The sequence below is a fragment of the Stenotrophomonas sp. 22LJNL06-5-1 genome (genome assembly GCF_056861455.1).
Genome location: NZ_JBSPUE010000006.1, coordinates 311,488 through 332,576 on the forward strand (window position 1 = coordinate 311,488; position 21,089 = coordinate 332,576).

Here is a 21,089-nt window from a genome sequence, read left to right on the forward strand (position 1 = left end):
TCGGGCAATGGAAAGTGCGCGAGGTTGGGGTCTGCCCCAGGGGCAGAGTCAAACCGGGGTGGTGCAGCCGCTGGGATCCAGGATGCAGTCGCCGCTGCCGGAGTGCAGCCACTGCTGCAGTTCGTCGCTGACCTGCTGCAGGGCAAGCTCGACCTGCGCCAGTCGCGCCCGCTCGTCGGCAATGCGGCCGCGCTGCTGCTCAAGCAAGGCCAGTACCGCTGGCCAGTTGAGCCGTCCATCGCGACCCTGCAGGCGGGAGATCGCGGCCAGGGTGATGCCCAGCCCCAGTGCGTGGCGGATCAGCTGCACCCAGGCCACGTCCTGTTCGCTGTAGTCGCGGTAGCGGTTCAGGCGCGGCACTGGCGGTAACAGGCCGCGCGCCTCGTACAGGCGGATGGCCTTGGCGCTGGCACCGGTCAGGCGGCTGACCTCGGAGATGCGCATCGGCTCAGTCCCGCACCAGCCCGCCATCGACCACCAGGTTCTGGCCGGTCACCGCGCGTGACCAGGGACTGGCGAAGAACAGCGCGGCATCGGCGAACTCGGCGGGGGTGGTGACGCTGCGCAGCGGGGTGTTGGCAGCGATGTAGTCGAACACCGCTTCCGGCGTGGCGGCACTGGCATCGGTGGTGCGCAGCAGGCCGCCGGACAGCATGTTTACCGTGATGCCATGCGGGCCGAGATCGCCGGACAGGGTGCGGGTGAGTGACAGCAGGGCGGCCTTGGCGGCAGTGTAGTCGTGGTAGGGCACCACCGGATTCTGGAACAGGTTGGTGCCGATGTTGATCACGCGGCCAAAGCGACGGGCCTGCATGCCGGGCAGGGCAGCCTGCACGGTGTTCAGCGCACCGCGCACGCTGCCCTCGAACTGTGCCTGGAAGGCCGGCCAGCCGATATCCGCGGCGCCGTCTCGGGCATCACCATTGAACGAGAAAGTGGCCAGCGCGTTGTTGACCACGGTGGTGACACCTTGGCCGAAGTGGGCCAGCGCGTGCTGCAGCATCGCATCGACCTGGGCGCGTTCGGTGACGTCGGCCGGCAGCGCGATCGCCTGTCCGCCCAGCTCGGTGGCCAGCGTACGTGCGGCGGCTTCGCTGCGGTGGTAGTTGATGATGACGCGGGCGCCCTGGGCGGCGAAGGCGCGGGCGATGTGCTTGCCAAGGCCGCGGCCGGCGCCGGTGACCAGCACCAGCTGTTCGCTGATCTGCATGAGGGAGCTGCCATCCATTGCATGAAAGGGCATGCAGCGTAGCAGCGATGGCGCTTGCCGGAGCGGGCGTGCTGCCGCTAGCCTGCAGGCATGAACCAGACTCCCCTGCGATTGCTCATTCACGGTGCCTCCGGGCGCATGGGCCAGGCCCTGCTGCGGCTGGCCGCCGAACAACCCGAAACCCTGCAGATCGTGGCCGCAGTGACCGGCCGCGCGCCGGCACAGCGCGTGGTCGACGGCGTGCCGTTCTTCGGCGCCAGCGAACTGCCTGGTGCGCCGGTGTTCGACGTGGCGATCGACTTCAGCCTGCCGGAAGGCTTCGACCCGCTGCTGGCACTGTGCGTGGAACGTGGTGCGGGGCTGGTCTCGGGCACCACCGGCATCTCCAGCACGCAGCGTCAGGCGCTGGAGGCCGCGGCGGCGAAGATCCCGCTGGTCTGGGCCTCGAACTTCAGCCTGGGCGTGGCGGTGCTGGACGAGCTGGTCGAGCGCGCGGCGCAGGCGCTGGCCGGCTGGGACTGCGACATCGTCGAATCGCACCACACCCAGAAGAAGGACGCACCGTCGGGCACCGCGCTGACCCTGGGTGCGGCCGCGCAGCGGGGCGGGGCGGAGCCGCAGTACGCCAGCCTGCGTGCCGGTGACATCGTCGGCGAGCATCTGGTGCAGTTCACCGGGCTGGGCGAGCGTATCGAGCTGGTGCACCGGGCCACCAACCGCGACATCTTCGCCCGCGGCGCCCTGTTCGCCGCCCGCCAGCTGCAGGGCCGGGCCCCGGGCAGCTATCGGGTAAGGGACCTGCTGCAGTAAGTCGGTAGTGCCGGCCGCTGGCCGGCAGCTTGCGGGCGCCCGAAGGCGTGTGGATTGCCGGCCAGCGGCCGGCACTACCGGGCGGCGGACCCCGCATACGCCGCCGGATTGAAATGAATGCGCAATCGCCTGTTCATCAAGTGCGATAACCGCTGGCGCGAGCGCCCCGGCAGCGCTACAATTCGCACTCGCCGAATCACGAAAGCCGGACCGGTCCCAGACCGCACGTCCGCGCTTTTTTGCAACCGGATTTCCGTGAAGCGCAGGCGTGACTTCGGCAGCCCCCTCGGTAGCCAAAGTGAGATTCCCGTGACCCAAGCCGCAATCCTCGTCCTCGAAGACGGCACCGTATTCGAGGGCGAATCCGTAGGCGCGCCCGGCCTGTCCGTCGGTGAGGTGGTGTTCAACACCGCCATGACCGGCTACCAGGAAGTGCTGACCGACCCGTCCTACGCCCGGCAGATGGTCACGCTGACCTATCCGCATATCGGTAACACCGGCATGACCGACCAGGACAATGAAGCGTCCAAGGTGTGGTCGGCCGGCCTGATCGTGCGCGATGTTCCCCGCCGCCCCAGCAACTGGCGCAGCCAGGTGTCGCTGCAGGACTGGCTGATCCAGCGTGGCGTGGTGGCCATCGCCGGCATCGACACCCGCAAGCTGACCCGCATCCTGCGCGAGAAGGGCGCGCAGAACGGTGCGCTGATGGCCGGCGACATCGACGTGGAAAAGGCACTGGAAGCCGCCCGCAAGTTCCCGGGCCTGAAGGGCATGGATCTGGCCAAGGTCGTCACTACCGAGAAGACCTACACCTGGACCGAGGGCCAGCTGGACCTGGATGCCAACGCCTTCGTCAGCGTGCCGGCCAAGTACAAGGTCGTGGCCTACGATTTCGGCGTGAAGACCAACATCCTGCGCATGCTGGCCGAGCGCGGCTGCGAAGTGACCGTGGTGCCGGCGCAGACCCCGGCCGCCGAAGTGCTGGCGCTGAAGCCGGATGGCGTGTTCCTGTCCAACGGCCCGGGTGACCCGGAACCGTGCGACTACGCCATCGAAGCGATCAAGACCTTCATCGACGTGAAGATCCCGACCTTCGGCATCTGCCTGGGCCATCAGCTGCTGGGCCTGGCCTCGGGCGCGCAGACCATGAAGATGGGCCACGGCCACCACGGTGCCAACCACCCGGTGCAGGATCTGGACAGTGGCCGGGTGATGATCACCTCGCAGAACCATGGCTTCGCGATCGATGAAGCGACCCTGCCGCCGACCCTGCGCGTGACCCACCGTTCGCTGTTCGATGGCACCAACCAGGGTGTCGCCCGCACCGACGTGCCGGCGTTCTCGTTCCAGGGCCATCCGGAAGCGTCGCCGGGCCCGACCGATGTCGGTCCGCTGTTCGACCGCTTCGTGGTGCTGATGGAGCAGGCCAAGGCGTGATCAGTACGCCGCCGGCCCCCCGGTGGCGTCGCGATGGACCGTAAACCCCGCATCGCTGCTGCCCCTGGCGCGGCGCTGCGGATCAAGATTCCTGATCGACAGCGTGCGATCACTCCCCCTTGTCACGCTGTACTGACTTAGAGAAGAAAATGCCCAAGCGCACTGACCTCAAGACCATCCTCATCATCGGTGCTGGCCCGATCGTCATCGGCCAGGCCTGCGAGTTCGACTATTCCGGCGCCCAGGCCTGCAAGGCCCTGCGCGACGAGGGTTACCGCGTGGTGCTGGTCAACAGCAACCCGGCCACCATCATGACCGACCCGGAGATGGCCGATGCCGTCTACATCGAGCCGATCAACTGGCAGACGGTCGAGAAGATCATCGCCAAGGAAAAGCCCGATGCACTGCTGCCGACCATGGGTGGCCAGACCGCGCTGAACTGCGCGCTGGACCTGGCCGACCACGGCGTGCTGGAGAAGTACAACGTCGAGCTGATCGGCGCCAAGCGCGAAGCGATCCGCATGGCCGAAGACCGCGAGCTGTTCCGCGTGGCCATGGGTGAGATCGGCCTGGAATGCCCGACCGCCGCCGTCGCCCACACCCTGGACGAAGCGCTGGAGATCCAGACCCGCGTCGGGTACCCGACCATCATCCGCCCCAGCTTCACCCTGGGCGGCAGCGGTGGCGGCATCGCCTACAACCGCGAAGAGCTGGTCGAGATCGTCAGCCGCGGCCTGGAACTGTCGCCGACCACCGAAGTGCTGGTGGAAGAGTCGGTGCTGGGCTGGAAGGAATTCGAGATGGAAGTGGTCCGCGATACCGCGGACAACTGCATCATCGTCTGCTCGATCGAGAACCTGGACCCGATGGGCGTGCACACCGGTGACTCGATCACCGTGGCCCCGGCGCAGACTCTGACTGACAAGGAATACCAGCGCCTGCGCGATGCCTCCATCGCCGTGCTGCGCAAGATCGGCGTCGATACCGGTGGTTCGAACGTGCAGTTCGGCATCAACCCGAAGACCGGCCGCGTGGTCGTCATCGAGATGAATCCGCGCGTGTCGCGTTCCTCGGCGCTGGCGTCCAAGGCCACCGGCTTCCCGATCGCCAAGGTCGCCGCCAAGCTGGCCGTGGGTTACACCCTGGACGAACTGAAGAACGAGATCACCGGCGGCCTGACCCCGGCCTCGTTCGAGCCGTCCATCGATTACGTCGTCACCAAGATCCCGCGCTTTGCCTTCGAGAAGTTCCCGGCCGCCGACGCCCGCCTGACCACCCAGATGAAGTCGGTGGGCGAGGTGATGGCGATGGGCCGTACCTTCCAGGAGTCGGTGCAGAAGGCCCTGCGTGGCCTGGAAACCGGCAAGGTCGGCTTCGACCCGACCGGCCTGGACCTGGCCAACGAGGAAGACCTGCAGACCCTGCGTCGCGAGCTGAAGGCACCGGGCCCGGAGCGCCTGTTCTTCGTCGCCGATGCATTCCGCGCCGGCATGAGCGTGGAAGAGATCTACGCGCTGTCGTTCATCGATCATTGGTTCCTGGACCAGATCGAGGAAATCATTGCTGCCGAAGCTGAAGTCGCTGCCGGTGGCATCGACGCGCTGGACGCTGCGCGCCTGCGCAAGCTGAAGCGCGCTGGCTTCTCCGACGCGCGCCTGGCGCAGCTGACCGGCACCAACGAAGCCGCCATCCGCGCGCTGCGTCGTGCGCACAAGGTGCGCCCGGTCTACAAGCGCGTGGACTCCTGTGCCGGTGAATTCTCCACCGGTACCGCCTACCTGTACTCGACCTACGAGGACGAGTGCGAGGCTGCGCCGAGCAACCGCGACAAGATCATGATCCTGGGCGGTGGCCCGAACCGCATCGGCCAGGGCATCGAGTTCGACTACTGCTGCGTGCACGCGGCACTGGCGCTGCGCGAGGATGGCTATGAAACCATCATGGTCAACTGCAACCCGGAAACCGTGTCGACCGACTACGACACCTCCGACCGCCTGTACTTCGAACCGCTGACCCTGGAAGACGTGCTGGAAATCGTCGAACTGGAACAGCCGAAGGGCGTGATCGTGCAGTACGGCGGCCAGACCCCGCTGAAGCTGGCGCGCGCGCTGGAAGCCAATGGCGTGCCGGTGATCGGCACCAGCCCGGATTCGATCGACCTGGCCGAAGACCGCGAGCGCTTCCAGCAGCTGGTCGACAAGCTGGGCCTGAAGCAGCCGCCGAACCGCATCGCCCGCAACGACCAGGAAGCCCTGCTGCTGGCCCGCGAGATCGGCTACCCGCTGGTGGTGCGCCCGAGCTACGTGCTGGGCGGTCGTGCGATGGAAATCGTCTACGGCGAAGCCGACCTTGCCCGCTACGTGCGCGACGCGGTGAAGGTATCCAACGATTCGCCGGTGCTGCTGGACCGCTTCCTCGACAACGCCGTCGAGTGCGACGTCGACATCATCGCCGACAAGGATGGCAACGTCCTGATCGGTGGCGTGATGGAGCACATCGAAGAAGCCGGCGTGCACTCGGGCGATTCCTCGTGCTCGCTGCCGCCGTACTCGCTGTCGGCTGAAACCCAGGCCGAACTGCGCCGCCAGGTGGTGGAGCTGGCCAAGGCCCTGAACGTGGTCGGCCTGATGAACACCCAGTTCGCGATCCAGACCAGCGACGACGGTGCCGACACCATCTACCTGCTGGAAGTGAACCCGCGTGCCTCGCGCACCGTGCCGTTCGTGTCCAAGGCGACCGGCATGCCGCTGGCCAAGATCGCCGCCCGTTGCATGGCTGGCAAGAGCCTGGCCGAGCAGGGCGCGACCAAGGAAATCGTGCCGGACTACTACTCGGTGAAGGAAGCGATCTTCCCGTTCGCCAAGTTCCAGGGTGTTGATCCGATCCTCGGGCCGGAGATGCGCTCCACCGGTGAGGTGATGGGCGTCGGCCGCACCTTCAACGCCGCCTTCGCGCGTGCGCAGGAAGCCGGTGGCATCAAGGCACCGCCGGTCGGCAAGGCCTTCGTTTCGGTGCGTGATCCGGACAAGAAGCGCGTGCTGCCGGTGGCCAAGGCGCTGCTGGCGCGTGGCTACAGCCTGGTCGCCACCCGTGGCACCGCCGCGTGGCTGCAGCAGCATGGCATGGACTGCGAGATCATCAACAAGGTGGTCGAAGGCCGCCCGCACATCGTCGACTCGATCAAGAACGGCGAGATCGTCTACATCGTCAACACGACCGAAGGCCGTTCGGCGATCAACGACTCGTTCTCGATCCGTCGCGAGGCGCTGCAGCATCGCGTCACCTACTCGACCACCATTGCCGGCGCCAAGGCGCTGGTGGATTCACTGGAATTCCGCGGCACCGGCCCCGTCTGGTCGCTGCAGGAGCTGCACAAGGAGTTGAATGCATGAGAGCCCCCATCACGATGAAGGGCGCGCAGAAGCTGCGCGACGAACTGGATCACCTGAAGTCGGTCAAGCGCCCGAAGGTGATCGCCGCGATCGCCGAGGCGCGTGAGCATGGCGACCTGAAGGAGAACGCCGAGTACCACGCCGCGCGCGAGGAACAGGGCTTCATCGAAGGCCGCATCAAGCAGCTGGAAGGCGAGCTGTCGCACGCCGAGATCATCGATGTGAGCAAGCTCAATGCCGGCTCCAAGGTGGTGTTCGGCGCCAGCGTGACCCTGGCCGACGTGGAAACCGACGAAGAGAAGAAGTACCAGATCGTCGGTGACCTGGAAGCGGACATCAAGCTGGGCCTGATCGCGATTTCCTCGCCGGTGGCGCGCGCGATGATCGGCAAGCTGGAAGGCGATTCGATCGTGATCGACGCCCCGGCCGGCCAGCGCGAGTACGAGATCGTCAGCGTCAGCTACGTGGACTGACCCGGTGGCAACGGCGACCCTGCTGTTGCCGGCACGCAGCCGCTTTGCCGCGGCTGCGCTGCCTGATGACGTGGCGCGTGCCCTGGGCCGCGCCAACGCCTCGCAGTTCGAAGCCGGCGAGCGGGCACAGCTGCAACGCCATTTCACGGTCGCCGCGCCGCACTGGCCGGTGGCTGCACTGAGCCGCCAGCGTGACGTCGGCGATGCTGCCGGCGCGTGCTGGCTGCGTGCCGATCCGGCCTGCATGGTGCCGGACATGCACGGCGCGCGGATGATGGCCTATGGCGAAACGCTGCGGCCGACCCTGGCCGATTGCCTCGCCCTGCTGCCGGTGCTGCAACCGCTGTTCGCCGATGCCGGGTTCGTGCTCGACGCACCGGACCCTTCGCGCTGGTACCTGCGGCTGCCGATCGACCTGGCCCTGCCGGACTTCGACAGTCCGGACGAGGTGCTGGGCGATGACCTGTTCTCGCACCTGCCAGCAGGCGAGGGCGGCCGCCGTTGGCGGGCGCTGATGACCGAAGCGCAGGTACTGCTGCACAACCATTCCTGGAATCAGCAGCGCGCCGCGCAGGGACAACAGCCGATCAATTCGCTTTGGTTCTGGGGCGGTGGCGTGATGCCGGTGTCGGTCAGCACGGCGCATGCGCAGGTGCGCAGTCGTGATGCCCTGCTGCAGGGCCTGGCCCTGGCGGCTGGCGTAGCCGTGGATGGCGAGCAGGCGGTGGATGCACTGGTTGATCTGCGCCAGCTGCGCTCTTTGCAGCAGCTGGGCAATGATGCGATCCGTCCGCTGCTGGCCGCGCTGAAGCGTGGCGAGCTGCAGAGGCTGGTGCTGGATTTCGAGGACGGCCTGCAGTTCCAGCTGGATCGCGGACAGCGCTGGCAGTTCTGGAAGAAGCCGCGCCAGCTTCACGATTGATTTCCCTGTAGAGCCGAGCCCACGCTCGGCTTCATCACTACTGGACGTCCGTAACGTAGGTCGGCAACGCCCAGTGCCTGCGGCTCCGGGTTGAGCAGGAATCACCCAGATACGTCGCGCTCAGGACCAGGCGCGAGCCGTCCCACGCCCAATGCCGGTTCGTGCCGCACGCATTGGTAGCGGTCACAACGCCTTCTTCAAGAAATACGGCATGCGGGTAGAGCGGAAACAGCGTGCTCGGGGCGATCAGCGTGGGCGAAAACGGTGGACGGTCGCGGATCAACCAGGTGCCCGCCGGCACGATGTTGCGGTCGGTTGCGCAGTTCAGCAGGGCCAGGACATGGCTGGCATCCACCCGTTCGATGCGGAGTTGGCGTGGCGACATCCGGTTGCACGCGTTTCCCGCAGCGGCCACTGGTTGCAGCTGCTGCAGCAGATCCGCCCGCTCGGCCAGCTGCGCATCGCTTTCCTGTGCTTCGACCAGAAGCGGCGGTGCCTTCAGGGGCGGCGCGGCAACCGCAGCCGGGACCTTCGACTCCGGCTGTGAGCCCTTGCGCACCAGCGCGCCCGGAGTATCCAGCCGACCTTGTGCTTCGTCCATCTTCAGCAGCAGCGTGCGGATGCCGCGGTCAGACAGCGGCCACGCGTGGCCTGAGGCGTCGCTCATCTCGACGCGCTTGCCCGCCAGCAGTGCTTCAATCATGGCGGTCACGTAGCGGGTGGGCAGCTCCAGGCCAGAGTTGAGCGTTTCGCTGTGGCCGATGGCACCGAGGTCCTTTCCGTCCACGTGTAGTCGCAACGTTCCTTCAGGGGCCACCGCCGCAGGGGTCGCAGGCGCGTCCTCTCCGCCCTCGGCCATGGACAGCCGGGCGGTGACCGCCGTGCGCGGCCCGCCGCTGCGTTCGATCAGCGCGCTCAGCATCAGCGGCGCCAGTGGACCGTAGGCTGCCAGCCGGCAGGTGCGGGTGTTGTCGCAGGCCATCACGCCGTCGCCCTCCACCAACGACGTGCCGGCCGGTTCGGCAGCCGGGGCAACCGAGGCCATCGTCAGCGACGCCAGCAGCAGTGGCGTGCATGACAGTGAAGATGCATGCATTCAACGCACCTCGCTGAGCAGGGTTGGCAGCATCCAGTGCCCGCCTGGCATGCCACGGCACAGGCCGGTACTGAACGCACTGCTGGGCTGGAATCTGCGGCCATCCCATACCCAGTCCGAACCGGAAACGCAGTCGCCGATGCCGCGGCCCTTGTAGCGCGCGTAGAGCGTGCGTTCGACGCGCGAGAAGCCCTCTGCTTCCATCGTGACCGTCTGCGGGGCGAACGGGGGCTGGTCGCGCGCGATCCAGAAGCCATTGCTGTAGTTGTACGCGCCCATCTGGCACAGCGCCTGCAGCAGTACGTGGTGTTCGTCCAGCCGCTCGATCACCATTTCCGGGGTGCCCGTGTACTCGATCAGGCGCGGACAGTCGTCACTGTCGCCGAGCGTGGCGATCAGCGCGTCGCGCAGCGCTTCGCTGCTTCCCAGTTCGCTGTCTCCGGAACGTGGCGCCGCCAGCGCCGCGCTCACGATCACCGGCTTGGCGTGCGCAGCCGGCACGCTCGTTTCGGCACGCGTGCCACGCCGCACCAGGGCGCCGGGTGTTCCGATCCGCCCTTGTGCCTCGTCCATCTTCAGCAGTACGGCGGCAGCCCCACGGTCGGAAATCGGCCAGCGCGTGCCGTTGCTGTCGATCACCTCGATGCGGGCCTGGCCGGGCAGGGCGGCGAGCAGTGCTTCAACCTGCGCAGGCCGCAGCGTCACGGCCTCGTCGGCGCCGGTGTCCTGCACCGGGCCCAGATCATGGCCGTTCACCTGCAGGCGCAGCGCTCCGTCAGGCATTGCGCTTTCGCCATCCTCGCCCACCCGCAGCCGCGCCTTCACTGCCGTACCGGGACCGCCGGCACGTTCCAGCATCAGGCCCAGCAGGCTGTCTGCGTTTTCCGGGCCATAACCCGCGGCACGGCAGGTGCCCGTGTTGTCGCAGGCCAGGAACCAGTCGTGGTGCACGAACTCGATACCGGGTGTGACCCGTGTGTTTCCAGCGTGGGAGGCGAGTGGCAGCAACAGGCCGACAATCAGTGCGGACAGCGGGCGATGCATGGCGAATTCCGTTTCAGAAGCGAACAAGCATGGGCGATCGCCACGTCTGCGCCAAGCCCGGGAAGAGCCGGACAAGCCGGGCGGGGTATCATGCCCGGGTCCTCCGTAACCCGGCGATGCCGATGTCCCTTGCCGCCGATGCTGTGCAACCCGCCTCTGATACGCCGACGATCCGCCGCCGCGATGCGGTAATACCCTGCAATTGGCCGGAGGGCACGCTGCCGCTGCTGGCGCGTCTCTATGCCAGCCGTGGCGCAGGTACACCGGAGTTGGCGCAGCCGAAGCTGGGCAATCTGCACGCGCCTGAGCTGCTGACCGGCATCGACGATGCGGTGGGCCTGCTGGTCGAGGCCATCGCCAACGACAAGCGCATCCTGGTGGTTGGCGATTTCGATTGCGATGGCGCCACTGCCTGTGCGGTCGGCGTGCGCGGCCTGCGCATGCTGGGCGCGCAGCATGTCTTCCACGCGGTGCCGAACCGAATGGTGCACGGCTACGGCCTGTCGCCGTCATTGGTTGAGGAGCTGGCCGCGCTGCAGCCGGACCTGCTGGTCACGGTCGACCACGGCATTGCCTGCCACGCCGGTGTCATCGCGGCCAAGGCGCGTGGCTGGCAGGTGCTGGTCACCGACCATCACCTTCCCGGTCCGCAGCTGCCGCCCGCAGATGTCATCGTCGATCCAAATCTCGACGGCGACGCTTTCCCCAGCAAGTCACTGGCCGGTGTCGGCGTGATCTTCTATGTACTGATGGCGCTGCGCCGGCAGATGCGCGAGGCCGGTGTCTTTGCCGATGGCAAGGGACCGGACCTGACCACGCTGCTGGATCTGGTGGCGGTCGGCACCGTTGCCGATCTGGTGGCGCTGGATGCGAACAACCGGGCACTGGTCAGCGCGGGCCTGCGCCGTCTGCGCGCGGGGCAGGGCTGTGTTGGCCTGCGCGCGCTGATCGAAGCCAGCGGCCGCGACGCCGCGCGACTGACCGCCACCGACATCGGCTTCGCACTCGGTCCACGCCTGAACGCGGCGGGCCGGCTGGAAGACATGGCGCTGGGCATTGCCCTGCTGCTGACCGAAGACCCGCGCCAGGCGCGCGAGATCGCGCAGACGCTGGAGCAGATCAATTCGGAACGGCGCGCGGTGCAGCAATTGATGACCGATGACGCCGAGCAGGCCTTGACCCGCGTGGTGCTGGAGATGGCCGGTCAGCGCCCGGTGGCGGCCTGCCTGTTCGACGCCGACTGGCACCCGGGCGTGGTCGGCCTGGTCGCGTCGAAGATGAAGGATCGCCTGCATCGCCCGGTGATCGCCTTCGCCCCGTCCGAGCCCGGCGCCGACACCCTGCGTGGCTCAGCCCGCTCGATTCCCGGCCTGCACATCCGTGACGCCCTCGCGCTGGTCGATGCACGCCATCCGGGCCTGATCGAACGCTTCGGTGGCCACGCCATGGCAGCTGGACTGAGCATGCGGCTGGATCACGTCGATGACTTCAAGACCGCCTTTGTTTCGGTGGTGCTGGAAATGCTCGACCCGGCGGCACTGCAGCAGCAGGTCCTCAGCGACGGCGAGCTGGCCGCCAACGAACTTGATCATCGCCATGCCGATGCGCTGCGCATGGCCGGGCCGTGGGGCCAGGGCTTCCCCGAGCCGCTGTTCGACGGCCACTTCGAAGTGGCCAACTGGCGCGTACTGAAGGAACGCCACCTCAAGCTGGAACTGCGCCTGCCGGGCGTGCCCGGCACGATCAACGCGATCCACTTCGGCGGCTGGCACGGCAACGCGCCGGGTCGCCACGTGCATCTCGCCTACCGGCTCGCCTGCGACGACTATCGTGGTGGCAGCGCCATCCAGTTGATCGTCGAGCACAGCCTCCCCGCCTGAAGAAAAGGGGACGGAGGGGATTAAGTCGCAAATGGCAAACAAGGCAAAAGCGACTTAATCCCCTCCGTCCCCTTTTTCTGTCGGGTCAGCGGACCTCGGTCACCAGTGCCGGCAATTCCCAGGTGCCACCGGGCACGCCCCGGCACAGACCGGCCGCTGCCTCCGACGTCGCGACGAACTTCGTCCCGTCCCATGTCCAGGTTGCCTGCGAGATGCAGTCACCCAGGCCGCGGCCCTTCTGTGCGGCAATGATCTGGCCGTCGGCGTAGTCGATGGCATCGCTGGTCACCCACTGCGGCTGGAACGGCGCCTGCGGGCGGGCGACCCAGTAGCCATCGCCGGTGTTGTAGGCCGCGCGCCAGCACTGCACGTTGACCAGCACATGCTGTGCGTCCAGGAGTTGGATCTGCAGCGGGGAGTTGCTGAGCGGAACGTCGGCATCGCTCTCCAGCAGCCCTTCGCAGCTGTCGTCCTTCAGCGTGGCACGCAGCGCTGCACGCAGGGCGGGTGAGGCGGCCAGTTGCGCAAACGCCGGATCATCCGGGGTCGAGTCCACGGTAGCGGCCTTGCGCACCACCGGCACCGGCAGCGCGGCGGGGACGCTGGATTCGGGCGTGCTGCCCTTGCGCATCACGGCGCCGGGTGTGCCGAGGCGCCCCTGGTACTCGTCGATCTTCAGCAGTACCGCTGCCGCCCCCTTGTCTGACAGCGGCCAGCGGTGGCCGGCGTCATCGGTCACGCTGACCCCACCGTCGCGCACCAGTGCCGACAACAGTGCGCTGGTCTGCGCGGCATTCAAGCTGTGCGTGCCTTTGCCCTTTGCCGAGGCCAGAGCGCCCAGATCCTGCTGCTGGATGTGCAGGTGCAGTGCACCCTTGGGCTGGGGCTGGCCTTCTTCCGGCTGCAGCGTCAGGCGGCCCTGGATGGCCTGGCCCGGGCCGCCCTTGCGGGTGAGCAGTACACTCAGGGTGCTGCCATCATCGGGGGCATAGCCAGCGGCGCGGCAGGTGCGGGTATTGTCACAGGCCACGACCCAGTCGTGGTGCTGGAAATACAGGCTTCTGGCCGGGGCTGCCGCAAGGGCGGCGATTGGGCAGGCCAGGGCTAGCAGGGCGGTTGGCAGGGAGAATCGCATCGGCATCCTTGCGCATATGGGTGTGGGGCATCGTGCCTGTGGGTGGCGGTATTGAAAAGCTCGACCGCGTCAAACCCCGTTCCGGCTGTTCGTGCGTTCAACCTTCCACGATCCCACTGGAGTCCGGTCATGGTCTTCGCCCGTTGCTGCACTGTGTTGTTGCTGGCCCTTGCGGCCTGGCCCGCTGGCGCGCAGTCGCCGCCGATCTCCCGGCCGCAGGCCGCGACGCCTCTGCTGATCGCGCCCGCTGCCGAGCAACCGGTGCAACTGCAGCGTGCGCGCATCGAAGGCGAGGTCCAGGCGGGCATCGCCCAGACCCGGATCACGCTGGAATTCCACAACCCGAACCGCCGCGTGCTGGAAGGTGAGCTGCAGTTCCCGCTGAGCGATGGCCAGCAGATCAGCGGCTTCGCGCTGGATATCAACGGCGAGTTGCGTGATGCGGTGCCGGTGCCCAAGGACCGCGGCCGCCAGGTGTTCGAGGAAATCGCCCGCCGCGGCGTCGACCCGGGCCTGCTGGAACAGACCGCCGGCAACCAGTTCCGGCTGCGCATCTACCCGCTGCCGGCTGGTGGCAGTCGGCGCGTGCAGCTGGTGATTCGTGAGCCGTTGGCCTTCGCCGGCCAAGGCTGGCAGTGGACGCTGCCGCTGCAGTTCGCCGCGGGTGCAGCCTCGGTTGAACTGAAACTGCAGGCCCCCGGCGCGACCACTACAGGTACGGCACCGTTCCGCATCAGCGCGGGCCAACTGCAGTGGCAGGGCAGGGGCGCGCAGTTGCCGAAGCAGCTGCAGTGGAGCCTGCCGGCAGCCCGCCAGGCACAGGTGCAGGTGGCGCCCTGGGAGGATGGCCATTACCTGCTGGCGCAGCTGCCGGTGGCGGCCAGCAGCACGCCCCGCACGTTGCCCAGCGAGATCGGCCTGCTGTGGGATGGCTCCGGTTCGGCCGGGCAGCGCGATCGCACGCGCGAGTTCGCATTGCTGGATCGCTACTTCGCTGCGATGGGCGACGGCACCGTGGCGTTGACCGTGCTGCGCGATCGCGCCGAGCCGGTGCGTCGCTTCCGCATCCGCGCCGGTAACTGGAGTGAGCTGCGCGCAGCACTGCAGGCGGTGCGCCCGGACGGTGCCAGCGCGCTGGCGCAGTGGCAGCCGCAGCCGGGCGTGAAAGAATACCTGCTGGTCAGCGATGGACTGTTGACCTATGGGCCGGAACAGCTGCCGGCGATGGCGCCGGATCAACGCCTGTTTGCGGTCAGCAGCGCCGGTGCGCGCACCGATGCCTTGCGGCTGCGTGGTTGGAGCGAAGCGCTTGGCGGCCGCTTCGTTGCGCTGGGCAAGGATGTCGATGCGGCGGCGCGCGAGCTGCTGTCGTCGCCGTTGGATGTGCAGGTCGATGCGGGGCGCGGTGTGCAGGACGTTGTGATCGATCGTCGCAGTGAAGCCCAGGGCTGGCTGTGGCTGCACGCACGACTGGCGGCCGACGGTGTGCCGATGCGGGTGCGCGTGGGTGGCGGCGAATGGCAGGCGCTGCCCGCCACGCAGAAGAGCGACGACGGAGAACTGCTGGCGGGCTTGTGGGCGCAGGCGCGCCTGCAGCAGCTGGCCGCCGACCGCCGTGGCAACCGCGAGGCGATGCAGCGCCTGTCGCAGCAGTTTGGCCTGGTCGGTCCGGACACCTCGCTGATCGTGCTGGAGACGTTGGAGGACTACCTGCGCTATGCGATCCGCCCTTCGGGCACGCTGCGCGCCGGGTACGACGCCAGGTTTGCAGTGCAGGTAAGAGATCGCGCCGCTGCTGATCGCCAGCGCCTGGATGAAGTGGCGGCACGCTGGAAGGAGCGCCAGCAGTGGTGGAACCGCAGCTGGCCGAAGGGTGTGCCGCCGCAGGCGAAGGGCGGGGCACTGGAAGTGGCCTCCGCGGACTACGCGATGGAATCGGCGCCGGTGGCGATGCTCGCCGCGCCGGCCCCTGCGACACCGCCCGCCCCGGCACCGATGCCCGCCGCCGAGCAGCGCATGGAAGCCAGCAGCGCGCGTGCACGTCGCTCAGCGTCTGCATCGAACAAGGCCCTGGATTCAATCACGGTCACTGGTGGTCGTGTCGCTGCGCCTGCTGCCGCCAACGAGGGCGAGCTCGGTATCCAGCTGGCGGCCTGGCAGCCGGACTCGGCCATCGCCAGGCGCCTGCGCCAGGGCCCGGCGTCGCAACTGTATGACCGCTACCTGGCCGAGCGCGATGCGCATGCCGACAGCAGTGCTTTCTTCCTCGACGTGGCCGACCTGCTGCTGGAGCAGGGTCAGCGCGACCTGGCACTGCGTGTGCTGTCGAACCTGGCCGAGATGGATCTGGACAACCGCCACCTGCTGCGCGTGCTCGGTTACCGGCTGATGCAGGCTGATGCCCCCGCACTGGCGGTGCCGGTGTTCGAGCAGGTCCTGGCGATGGGCCAGGAAGAGCCGCAGAGCTTCCGCGACCTGGGCCTGGCACTGGCAGCGGCCGGCAAGCCGCAGCAGGCGCTGGCGCCGCTGTACCAGGTGGTGGTGCGGCCGTGGGACAGCCGCTTCGATGGCATCGCCCTGATCGCATTGGATGAACTGACCAGCCTGGTGGCCCGCAGCACGCCCCGGCTGGATACCACCAGTATCGACCCGCGCCTGCTGCAGGCGATGCCGCTGGACCTGCGCGTGGTGCTGTCGTGGGATGCCGACAACAGCGACATGGATCTGTGGGTGACCGACCCGAACGGCGAGCGCGCGTACTACGGCAACCGCCTGACCTACCAGGGCGGGCAGATGTCGCAGGATTTCACCGGCGGCTATGGCCCCGAGCAGTTCTCGCTGCGCAACGCCAAGCCCGGCAAGTACAAGGTGGAAGCGAATTACTTCGGCAGCCGCCAGCAGCTGGTGACGGGTGCGACGACCCTGATGCTGCGCCTGACCGCCCATTGGGGTACGGCCAAGCAGAAGGACCAGATGGTGACGATGCGGTTGAAGGACCGCGCCGAGACTGTGCTGGTGGGGGAGTTCGAGGTGAAATGACTGTTCGGACGCCTGTGTAGAGTCGAGCTTGCTCGACTGCTTTGATGTAGAGCCGAGCCCATGCTCGGCTCTACAACTGCGCTGTCGCGGCGCGTGCGATCGGCGCCGCGGTTGGATTGGCACGCAGGCCGAACAGGGGCCGCAGCCAGCGCACGCGACGGATCAGCAGCTCGTGGATCAGCAGGCAGCCAGCGACGGTGCCGCCGAGCAGCAGGGCCGGTTCGGCCCACGGCCCCAGCTGCAGCGGCTTGAGCCAGAACAACAGTACGATGATCAGGCTCTGGTGCAGCATGTACCAGGGATAGATCGCCTCGGTGCAGTACGGCAGCCAGCCGAACGGGCGGTCGAGGAAGACCTTGCCCCAGCCCAGGATGGTCAGCAGCGCGGTCCAGACGTACAGCGATTGGCTGGTCCGTACCTGCAGGTCCCAGAACGGTTCGGGCCATTGCCGCAACGAGGAGTCAGCCGGCAGGACCTGGCCGAGGATGCGCAACCCCAGATACCAGCCGACCGTGGCCAGCGCCAGCCACAGCGTGGTGCGGCGCAGGGCGACTACGCGTTGCCAGAACACCGGCTCGCGACCAAGCAGATAGCCTGCCAGGAACACCGTCGCGTACTTCGCATGCTGGTACCAGTCGCCAAGCAGGGCATTGGTGGACGGATAGATCGGCTCCAGCCAGATGACCCAGGCCAGCAAGAAGGCGAAAGGAATGCCGATCAACAGCGTTGGCGATGCTGCAACGCCTGCCATTGCCCGGCGGACCACTGCCGTTCCCAGCAACGGCATCAACAGGGCCAGTGCCAGCGTGTAGTTCCACAGATAGGCCAGGTACCACAGGTGGTTCCAGGTGATGCCGTACTGCCAGCCGGCGAAGCTGTCTTCCGGCCACGGCCGCACCTGCCAGTAGCGCAGCAGGAAGTGGCCGAATCCGGGTGCCACGTGGCCGTTGGCCACGCCCTCGCAGTAGGGCTGGATCGGTACGATCACGAACATGCCGAACAGCAGTGGCAGCAACAGCCGCCACGTGCGCAGGCCGGCAAAGCGCAGCAGCCTGCCTTCCGGCCGCATCAAAGCGATGGCAATACCCGAGATCAGGAACAGCAGCGACATCCGCCAGCGGTTGACGAACACCATGGGCCACTGCAGCCATTCGGCGGTGTGCACGCTCTTGAGGTGGAAGCCCCAGTCGTCCACATAGGCCATGCCGGTGTGATAGAGGATCAGCAGAGCGAAGGCGAACACGCGCAGGGCGTCGATGTCGTGGCGTCGGGTCATGGTCACGGCGGGCCGGAAAAGTCATTCCAAGGTGGCGTCGGCGGGAGGGGGATGCGATCGCGGAGGGGCCGCCGGAACCCGTGAGGTGACCAATGGCGGGGGTGATGGGACCAATGGAGCCGCTACGCTCGGCTCCTTGAGGCAGGCTGGAGCACCGTAACGACATGGATGCAGCAATGACTCAGGGCCGACCACCGCGCTGGCGTACGTCAACCCGCCTGCTGGTATGGGCGGCAATCCTGTCGGCCTCGGCAGTGACCAACGCGTTGGTCGAAGTGATGGATGCCAGTCGCCGCGGCGCCGATCTCGGCTTGTGGGAGCCGATGATCTGGGAGTTCAGCAGCCTCAGTCTGATCCTGTTGACCCTGCCGTTGCTGTGGTGGGGCTGCGAGCGCTGGCCGCTGCATGCCGATACCTGGAAGCGGCGGTTGCCGCTGTATCTGCTGGCCAGCGTCGGTTGGTCGCTGCTGCACGTGGTCGGGATGATGCTGCTGCGGCATCTGGCCTATGGAGCGCTGGGTTGCCGGTACCAGGACGATGCCGGCTGGCTGGAGCGTTTTGCCTACGAATACCTGAAGGATGTGCGCACGTTCGCGATGTTCGTGGCGCTTGAGCACTTTGCCAGCTGGTTCGGCAGGCGCAGGCAGGGTGAGGCGCACCTGCTGGCCGAGCCCGATGTCGGCCCGCCGGTGGAGCCGGTCGAGCGCCCCCAGCACTTCCTGGTGCGCAAGCTGGGCAAGGAGTTCCTGGTCGCCACCGCCGACGTGGAGTACGCCCAGGCGGCGGGGAACTACGTGAACCTGCGGGTGCGCGGCCACGACTACCCGCTGCGGATCACCATGGCGGTGCTGGAGCAGCGGCTGGATCCGGCGATGTTCCTGCGCCCGCACCGCAGCTGGCTGATCCACCGTGGCCAGTTGCGCTCGATCGAGCCGCTGGACGGCGGCGAGGCCCTGCTGCACATGGCCGACGGGGCGAAGGTGCCCTGCAGCCGGCGCCAGCTGCCAGTGCTGCGGCAGGCGCTGGGGGCAGGGTGAGCCCCTCATTCCGGGCATCCCCGGCCTGCGGTATCATTACCAGTCATCTTTTGAATGCATAACCGCCGACATGATCGAACTGAATCCTGTCCGCCAGCGCATCACCGATCTGACCGATCGCGTGCTGTCGCTTCGGGGGTATCTTTGACTACGACGCCAAGAAAGAGCGTCTTGAAGAAGTAACGCGGGAGCTGGAAAGCCCCGACGTCTGGAACAACGCCGAATACGCCCAGAACCTGGGTCGTGAGCGCTCCAGCCTGGAAAAGACCGTGGGCGGTATCGCCTCGGTGCTGGACGGCCTGGCTGATGCCACCGAACTGCTTGAGCTGGCCGAGTCCGAGCAGGACGAGGACACCGCGCTGGCCGTGGTCGCCGACCTGGACAAGCACCAGTCGCACGTCGAGAAGCTGGAATTCCAGCGCATGTTCTCCGGCGAGATGGACAATGCGGCCGCATTCGTCGACATCCAGGCCGGTGCCGGTGGCACCGAAGCCCAGGACTGGGCCGAGATCCTGCTGCGCATGTACCTGCGCTGGTGTGAATCGCGTGGCTGGAAGACCGAGCTGATGGAAGTCTCCGGTGGCGACGTCGCCGGCATCAAGTCGGCTACGCTGCGCGTGGAAGGCGACTATGCCTACGGCTGGCTGAAGACCGAGACGGGCGTGCACCGCCTGGTGCGCAAGTCGCCGTTCGACTCGGACAACCGCCGCCACACCAGCTTCACCTCGGTGTTCGTGTCGCCGGAAATCGATGACAACATCGACATCACCATCAACCCGGCCGACCTGCGTACCGACGTGTACCGTTCGTCCGGTGCCGGTGGCCAGCACGTCAACAAGACCGAGTCGGCGGTGCGAATCACCCACATCCCGACCAACATCGTCGTGGCCTGCCAGACCGGCCGCAGCCAGCACCAGAACCGCGATAACGCGATGAAGATGCTGGCCGCCAAGCTGTACGAGCTGGAGATCCAGAAGCGCAACGCCGAGAAGGACGCCGTGGAGGCCACCAAGTCCGACATCGGCTGGGGCAGCCAGATCCGCAATTACGTGCTCGACCAGAGCCGTATCAAGGACCTGCGCACCGGCATCGAGCGTTCGGATACGCAGAAGGTGCTGGACGGCGACCTCGACGAATTTGTCGAAGCCAGCCTGAAGGCCGGCCTGGCCGTGGGCTCCAAGCGCGTTGATGCCTGATCGACGCGCCTGCGCGGATATCGTCACCCTCGTGCGCAACGCCGAGGGGGGCTGATCACGCTTCCGGTAGAGCCGAGCCCATGCTCGGCTGCTGTTGGCGCAGTAGCAGATGCGTCGAGCATGGCTCGACGCTACAAAGGGTAGGACGGGCCGATGATGCGCAGCGAAAGTGAACGCAAGGAACTCGGCGGCTTCCTCAAGGCCTGCCGCGCCCGTGTCGACCCCGCCACGCTCGGCCTGCCGGCCGGGCGCCGGCGAACCCCGGGCCTGAAGCGCGAGGAAGTGGCGCTGGCGATCGGGGTGAGCGTCAGCTGGTACACCTGGATCGAGCAGGGCCGTGAAGTGCGTGCCTCGCCCGAAGTGCTGGAGCGCCTGGCGCAGGTGCTGCGCATGAGCGACGACGAACGCGCCTATGCATTCGCGCTGTCTGGTTATGGCGTGCCGTTGGAGTCGCCGGACGAGAGCGTGACCGACGGCCTGCGCCAGCTGGTGGAAGCGATGCAGCCGATCCCGGCCTACGTACGCAACACCCGCTTCGACATCCTGGCCTGGAACCCGGCCATCGCCGAGCTGTTCGTGGACTACAGCCAGTTGGCGCCGCATGAGCGCAATACGCTGCGGCTGATGTTCCTGTACCCGCCGTACCGCACGCTTATCCTCAACTGGGAGGAAATGACCCGCGGCCTGCTGGCAGGCTTCCGTGCGGCAATGGCGCAGGCGCCGGACAAGGCACCGTTCCTGGCGCTGGTAGAGGACATTGCCGCGCACAGCGAGGAGTTCCGCCAGTGGTGGCCTGAGCACGATGTGCGCCGGTTCGATGAAGGGGCGAAGAAGCTGAACCACCCCACGCGCGGGTTGTTGGACCTGCAGTACGTGGCGCTGGTGCCGGAGAGCCGGCATGACCTTTCCCTGGTGACCTACCTGCCGCGTAGGTAGGTTGGTCGGCAGGGCTGCGCCCTGCACCCGCAGAGGCCGAAGCAACTGCAACTGCAACAGCAACAGCGGGCATTCTGTGGGATGGCGGGGTGGTGTGGGTTGGCAGGACACGCCGTAAACCTGTGGTGGTCAAGTATTTTTGGACACTCCCAAAGGGAGTTCAGGCCACCTGCACTTCACGGAGCGCAGGTGGCACAAGGCCGTTG

16 protein-coding genes are annotated in these 21,089 nt (G+C 67.1%); 10 read left to right on the forward strand and 6 right to left on the reverse strand.

Going from position 1 to position 21,089, the window contains the following annotated elements; translation table 11 throughout:
• Positions 1-48: 48 nt before the first annotated feature.
• Positions 49-444, reverse strand: coding sequence for a MerR family transcriptional regulator (locus tag AC13GF_RS14980; RefSeq protein ID WP_483005135.1), 396 nt, complete (start codon positions 442-444; stop codon positions 49-51).
• 4 nt (positions 445-448) lie between these two features.
• Positions 449-1,210: a 3-oxoacyl-ACP reductase gene (locus AC13GF_RS14985; RefSeq protein ID WP_483005136.1), complete on the reverse strand. Its 762-nt coding sequence runs from the start codon at positions 1,208-1,210 to the stop codon at positions 449-451.
• 90 nt (positions 1,211-1,300) lie between these two features.
• Here AC13GF_RS14985 and dapB point away from each other — a divergent pair, with 90 nt between their 5' ends.
• The 5 genes from dapB to AC13GF_RS15010 all read left to right on the forward strand — a co-directional run bounded on the left by dapB (position 1,301) and on the right by AC13GF_RS15010 (position 8,244).
• The gene (dapB, locus tag AC13GF_RS14990) at positions 1,301-2,020 is read left to right on the forward strand and encodes a 4-hydroxy-tetrahydrodipicolinate reductase (RefSeq protein WP_483005137.1); all 720 of its coding nucleotides are present in this window, start codon (positions 1,301-1,303) and stop codon (positions 2,018-2,020) included.
• 309 nt (positions 2,021-2,329) lie between these two features.
• A complete protein-coding gene (gene carA / locus AC13GF_RS14995) occupies positions 2,330-3,457 on the forward strand; it encodes a glutamine-hydrolyzing carbamoyl-phosphate synthase small subunit (protein WP_005413213.1) in 1,128 nt (375 codons plus the stop codon).
• A gap of 149 nt (positions 3,458-3,606) precedes the next feature.
• A complete protein-coding gene (carB, locus tag AC13GF_RS15000; RefSeq protein ID WP_483005138.1) occupies positions 3,607-6,849 on the forward strand; it encodes a carbamoyl-phosphate synthase large subunit in 3,243 nt (1,080 codons plus the stop codon).
• A gap of 8 nt (positions 6,850-6,857) precedes the next feature.
• Positions 6,858-7,322 carry a transcription elongation factor GreA gene (gene greA, locus AC13GF_RS15005; protein WP_026347191.1) on the forward strand — a complete coding sequence of 155 codons (465 nt, stop codon included), beginning with the start codon at positions 6,858-6,860 and terminating at the stop codon, positions 7,320-7,322.
• Positions 7,323-7,326: 4 nt separating this feature from the next.
• Positions 7,327-8,244: a phosphoglycerate mutase gene (locus AC13GF_RS15010; RefSeq protein ID WP_483005139.1), complete on the forward strand. Its 918-nt coding sequence runs from the start codon at positions 7,327-7,329 to the stop codon at positions 8,242-8,244.
• 37 nt (positions 8,245-8,281) lie between these two features.
• On the opposite strand, the gene AC13GF_RS15015 is transcribed toward AC13GF_RS15010, so the two are convergent.
• The gene (locus AC13GF_RS15015; RefSeq protein ID WP_483005140.1) at positions 8,282-9,289 is read right to left on the reverse strand and encodes a DUF1176 domain-containing protein; all 1,008 of its coding nucleotides are present in this window, start codon (positions 9,287-9,289) and stop codon (positions 8,282-8,284) included.
• A 51-nt stretch (positions 9,290-9,340) separates the two neighbouring features.
• A complete protein-coding gene (locus AC13GF_RS15020) occupies positions 9,341-10,384 on the reverse strand; it encodes a DUF1176 domain-containing protein (protein ID WP_483005141.1) in 1,044 nt (347 codons plus the stop codon).
• A 122-nt stretch (positions 10,385-10,506) separates the two neighbouring features.
• Between AC13GF_RS15020 and recJ the strand changes: the two genes are divergently transcribed.
• A complete protein-coding gene (gene recJ, locus AC13GF_RS15025; RefSeq protein ID WP_483005142.1) occupies positions 10,507-12,264 on the forward strand; it encodes a single-stranded-DNA-specific exonuclease RecJ in 1,758 nt (585 codons plus the stop codon).
• A gap of 85 nt (positions 12,265-12,349) precedes the next feature.
• Here the strand turns inward: recJ and AC13GF_RS15030 are convergent, their stop codons facing one another.
• The gene (locus tag AC13GF_RS15030; protein WP_483005143.1) at positions 12,350-13,399 is read right to left on the reverse strand and encodes a DUF1176 domain-containing protein; all 1,050 of its coding nucleotides are present in this window, start codon (positions 13,397-13,399) and stop codon (positions 12,350-12,352) included.
• A 129-nt stretch (positions 13,400-13,528) separates the two neighbouring features.
• Between AC13GF_RS15030 and AC13GF_RS15035 the strand changes: the two genes are divergently transcribed.
• Positions 13,529-16,438 carry a VIT domain-containing protein gene (locus tag AC13GF_RS15035; RefSeq protein WP_483005144.1) on the forward strand — a complete coding sequence of 970 codons (2,910 nt, stop codon included), beginning with the start codon at positions 13,529-13,531 and terminating at the stop codon, positions 16,436-16,438.
• A 70-nt stretch (positions 16,439-16,508) separates the two neighbouring features.
• On the opposite strand, the gene AC13GF_RS15040 is transcribed toward AC13GF_RS15035, so the two are convergent.
• Positions 16,509-17,714, reverse strand: a complete 1,206-nt coding sequence (locus tag AC13GF_RS15040) for an acyltransferase family protein (protein WP_483005145.1) — start codon at positions 17,712-17,714, stop codon at positions 16,509-16,511.
• Positions 17,715-17,890: 176 nt separating this feature from the next.
• Here AC13GF_RS15040 and AC13GF_RS15045 point away from each other — a divergent pair, with 176 nt between their 5' ends.
• From AC13GF_RS15045 to AC13GF_RS15055, 3 genes are all read left to right on the forward strand, one after another.
• The gene (locus tag AC13GF_RS15045) at positions 17,891-18,751 is read left to right on the forward strand and encodes a LytTR family DNA-binding domain-containing protein (RefSeq protein WP_483005146.1); all 861 of its coding nucleotides are present in this window, start codon (positions 17,891-17,893) and stop codon (positions 18,749-18,751) included.
• A 70-nt stretch (positions 18,752-18,821) separates the two neighbouring features.
• Positions 18,822-19,947, forward strand: a protein-coding gene (gene prfB / locus AC13GF_RS15050) for a peptide chain release factor 2 (protein ID WP_097048047.1) whose coding sequence is annotated in 2 segments (ribosomal slippage) — positions 18,822-18,896 and positions 18,898-19,947 — 1,125 coding nt in all. Because the reading frame shifts where the segments join, the coding sequence is not laid out codon by codon here.
• Between the two features lie 153 nt (positions 19,948-20,100).
• Positions 20,101-20,883: a helix-turn-helix transcriptional regulator gene (locus AC13GF_RS15055; protein WP_024958346.1), complete on the forward strand. Its 783-nt coding sequence runs from the start codon at positions 20,101-20,103 to the stop codon at positions 20,881-20,883.
• The last annotated feature ends 206 nt before the right edge of the window (positions 20,884-21,089 follow it).

What these genes read in the sequence shown, in the direction of transcription:
- AC13GF_RS14980 (WP_483005135.1), bottom strand. Translation starts at nt 444, where the DNA reads ATGCGCATCTCCGAGGTCAGCCGCCTGACCGGTGCCAGCGCCAAGGCC.
- AC13GF_RS14985 (WP_483005136.1), bottom strand. Translation starts at nt 1,210, where the DNA reads ATGCAGATCAGCGAACAGCTGGTGCTGGTCACCGGCGCCGGCCGCGGC.
- dapB (WP_483005137.1), top strand. Translation starts at nt 1,301, where the DNA reads ATGAACCAGACTCCCCTGCGATTGCTCATTCACGGTGCCTCCGGGCGC.
- carB (WP_483005138.1), top strand. Translation starts at nt 3,607, where the DNA reads ATGCCCAAGCGCACTGACCTCAAGACCATCCTCATCATCGGTGCTGGC.
- AC13GF_RS15015 (WP_483005140.1), bottom strand. Translation starts at nt 9,289, where the DNA reads ATGGCCTCGGTTGCCCCGGCTGCCGAACCGGCCGGCACGTCGTTGGTG.
- AC13GF_RS15020 (WP_483005141.1), bottom strand. Translation starts at nt 10,384, where the DNA reads ATGCATCGCCCGCTGTCCGCACTGATTGTCGGCCTGTTGCTGCCACTC.
- recJ (WP_483005142.1), top strand. Translation starts at nt 10,507, where the DNA reads ATGTCCCTTGCCGCCGATGCTGTGCAACCCGCCTCTGATACGCCGACG.
- AC13GF_RS15030 (WP_483005143.1), bottom strand. Translation starts at nt 13,399, where the DNA reads ATGCGATTCTCCCTGCCAACCGCCCTGCTAGCCCTGGCCTGCCCAATC.
- AC13GF_RS15035 (WP_483005144.1), top strand. Translation starts at nt 13,529, where the DNA reads ATGGTCTTCGCCCGTTGCTGCACTGTGTTGTTGCTGGCCCTTGCGGCC.
- AC13GF_RS15040 (WP_483005145.1), bottom strand. Translation starts at nt 17,714, where the DNA reads ATGACCCGACGCCACGACATCGACGCCCTGCGCGTGTTCGCCTTCGCT.
- AC13GF_RS15045 (WP_483005146.1), top strand. Translation starts at nt 17,891, where the DNA reads ATGACTCAGGGCCGACCACCGCGCTGGCGTACGTCAACCCGCCTGCTG.
- AC13GF_RS15055 (WP_024958346.1), top strand. Translation starts at nt 20,101, where the DNA reads ATGATGCGCAGCGAAAGTGAACGCAAGGAACTCGGCGGCTTCCTCAAG.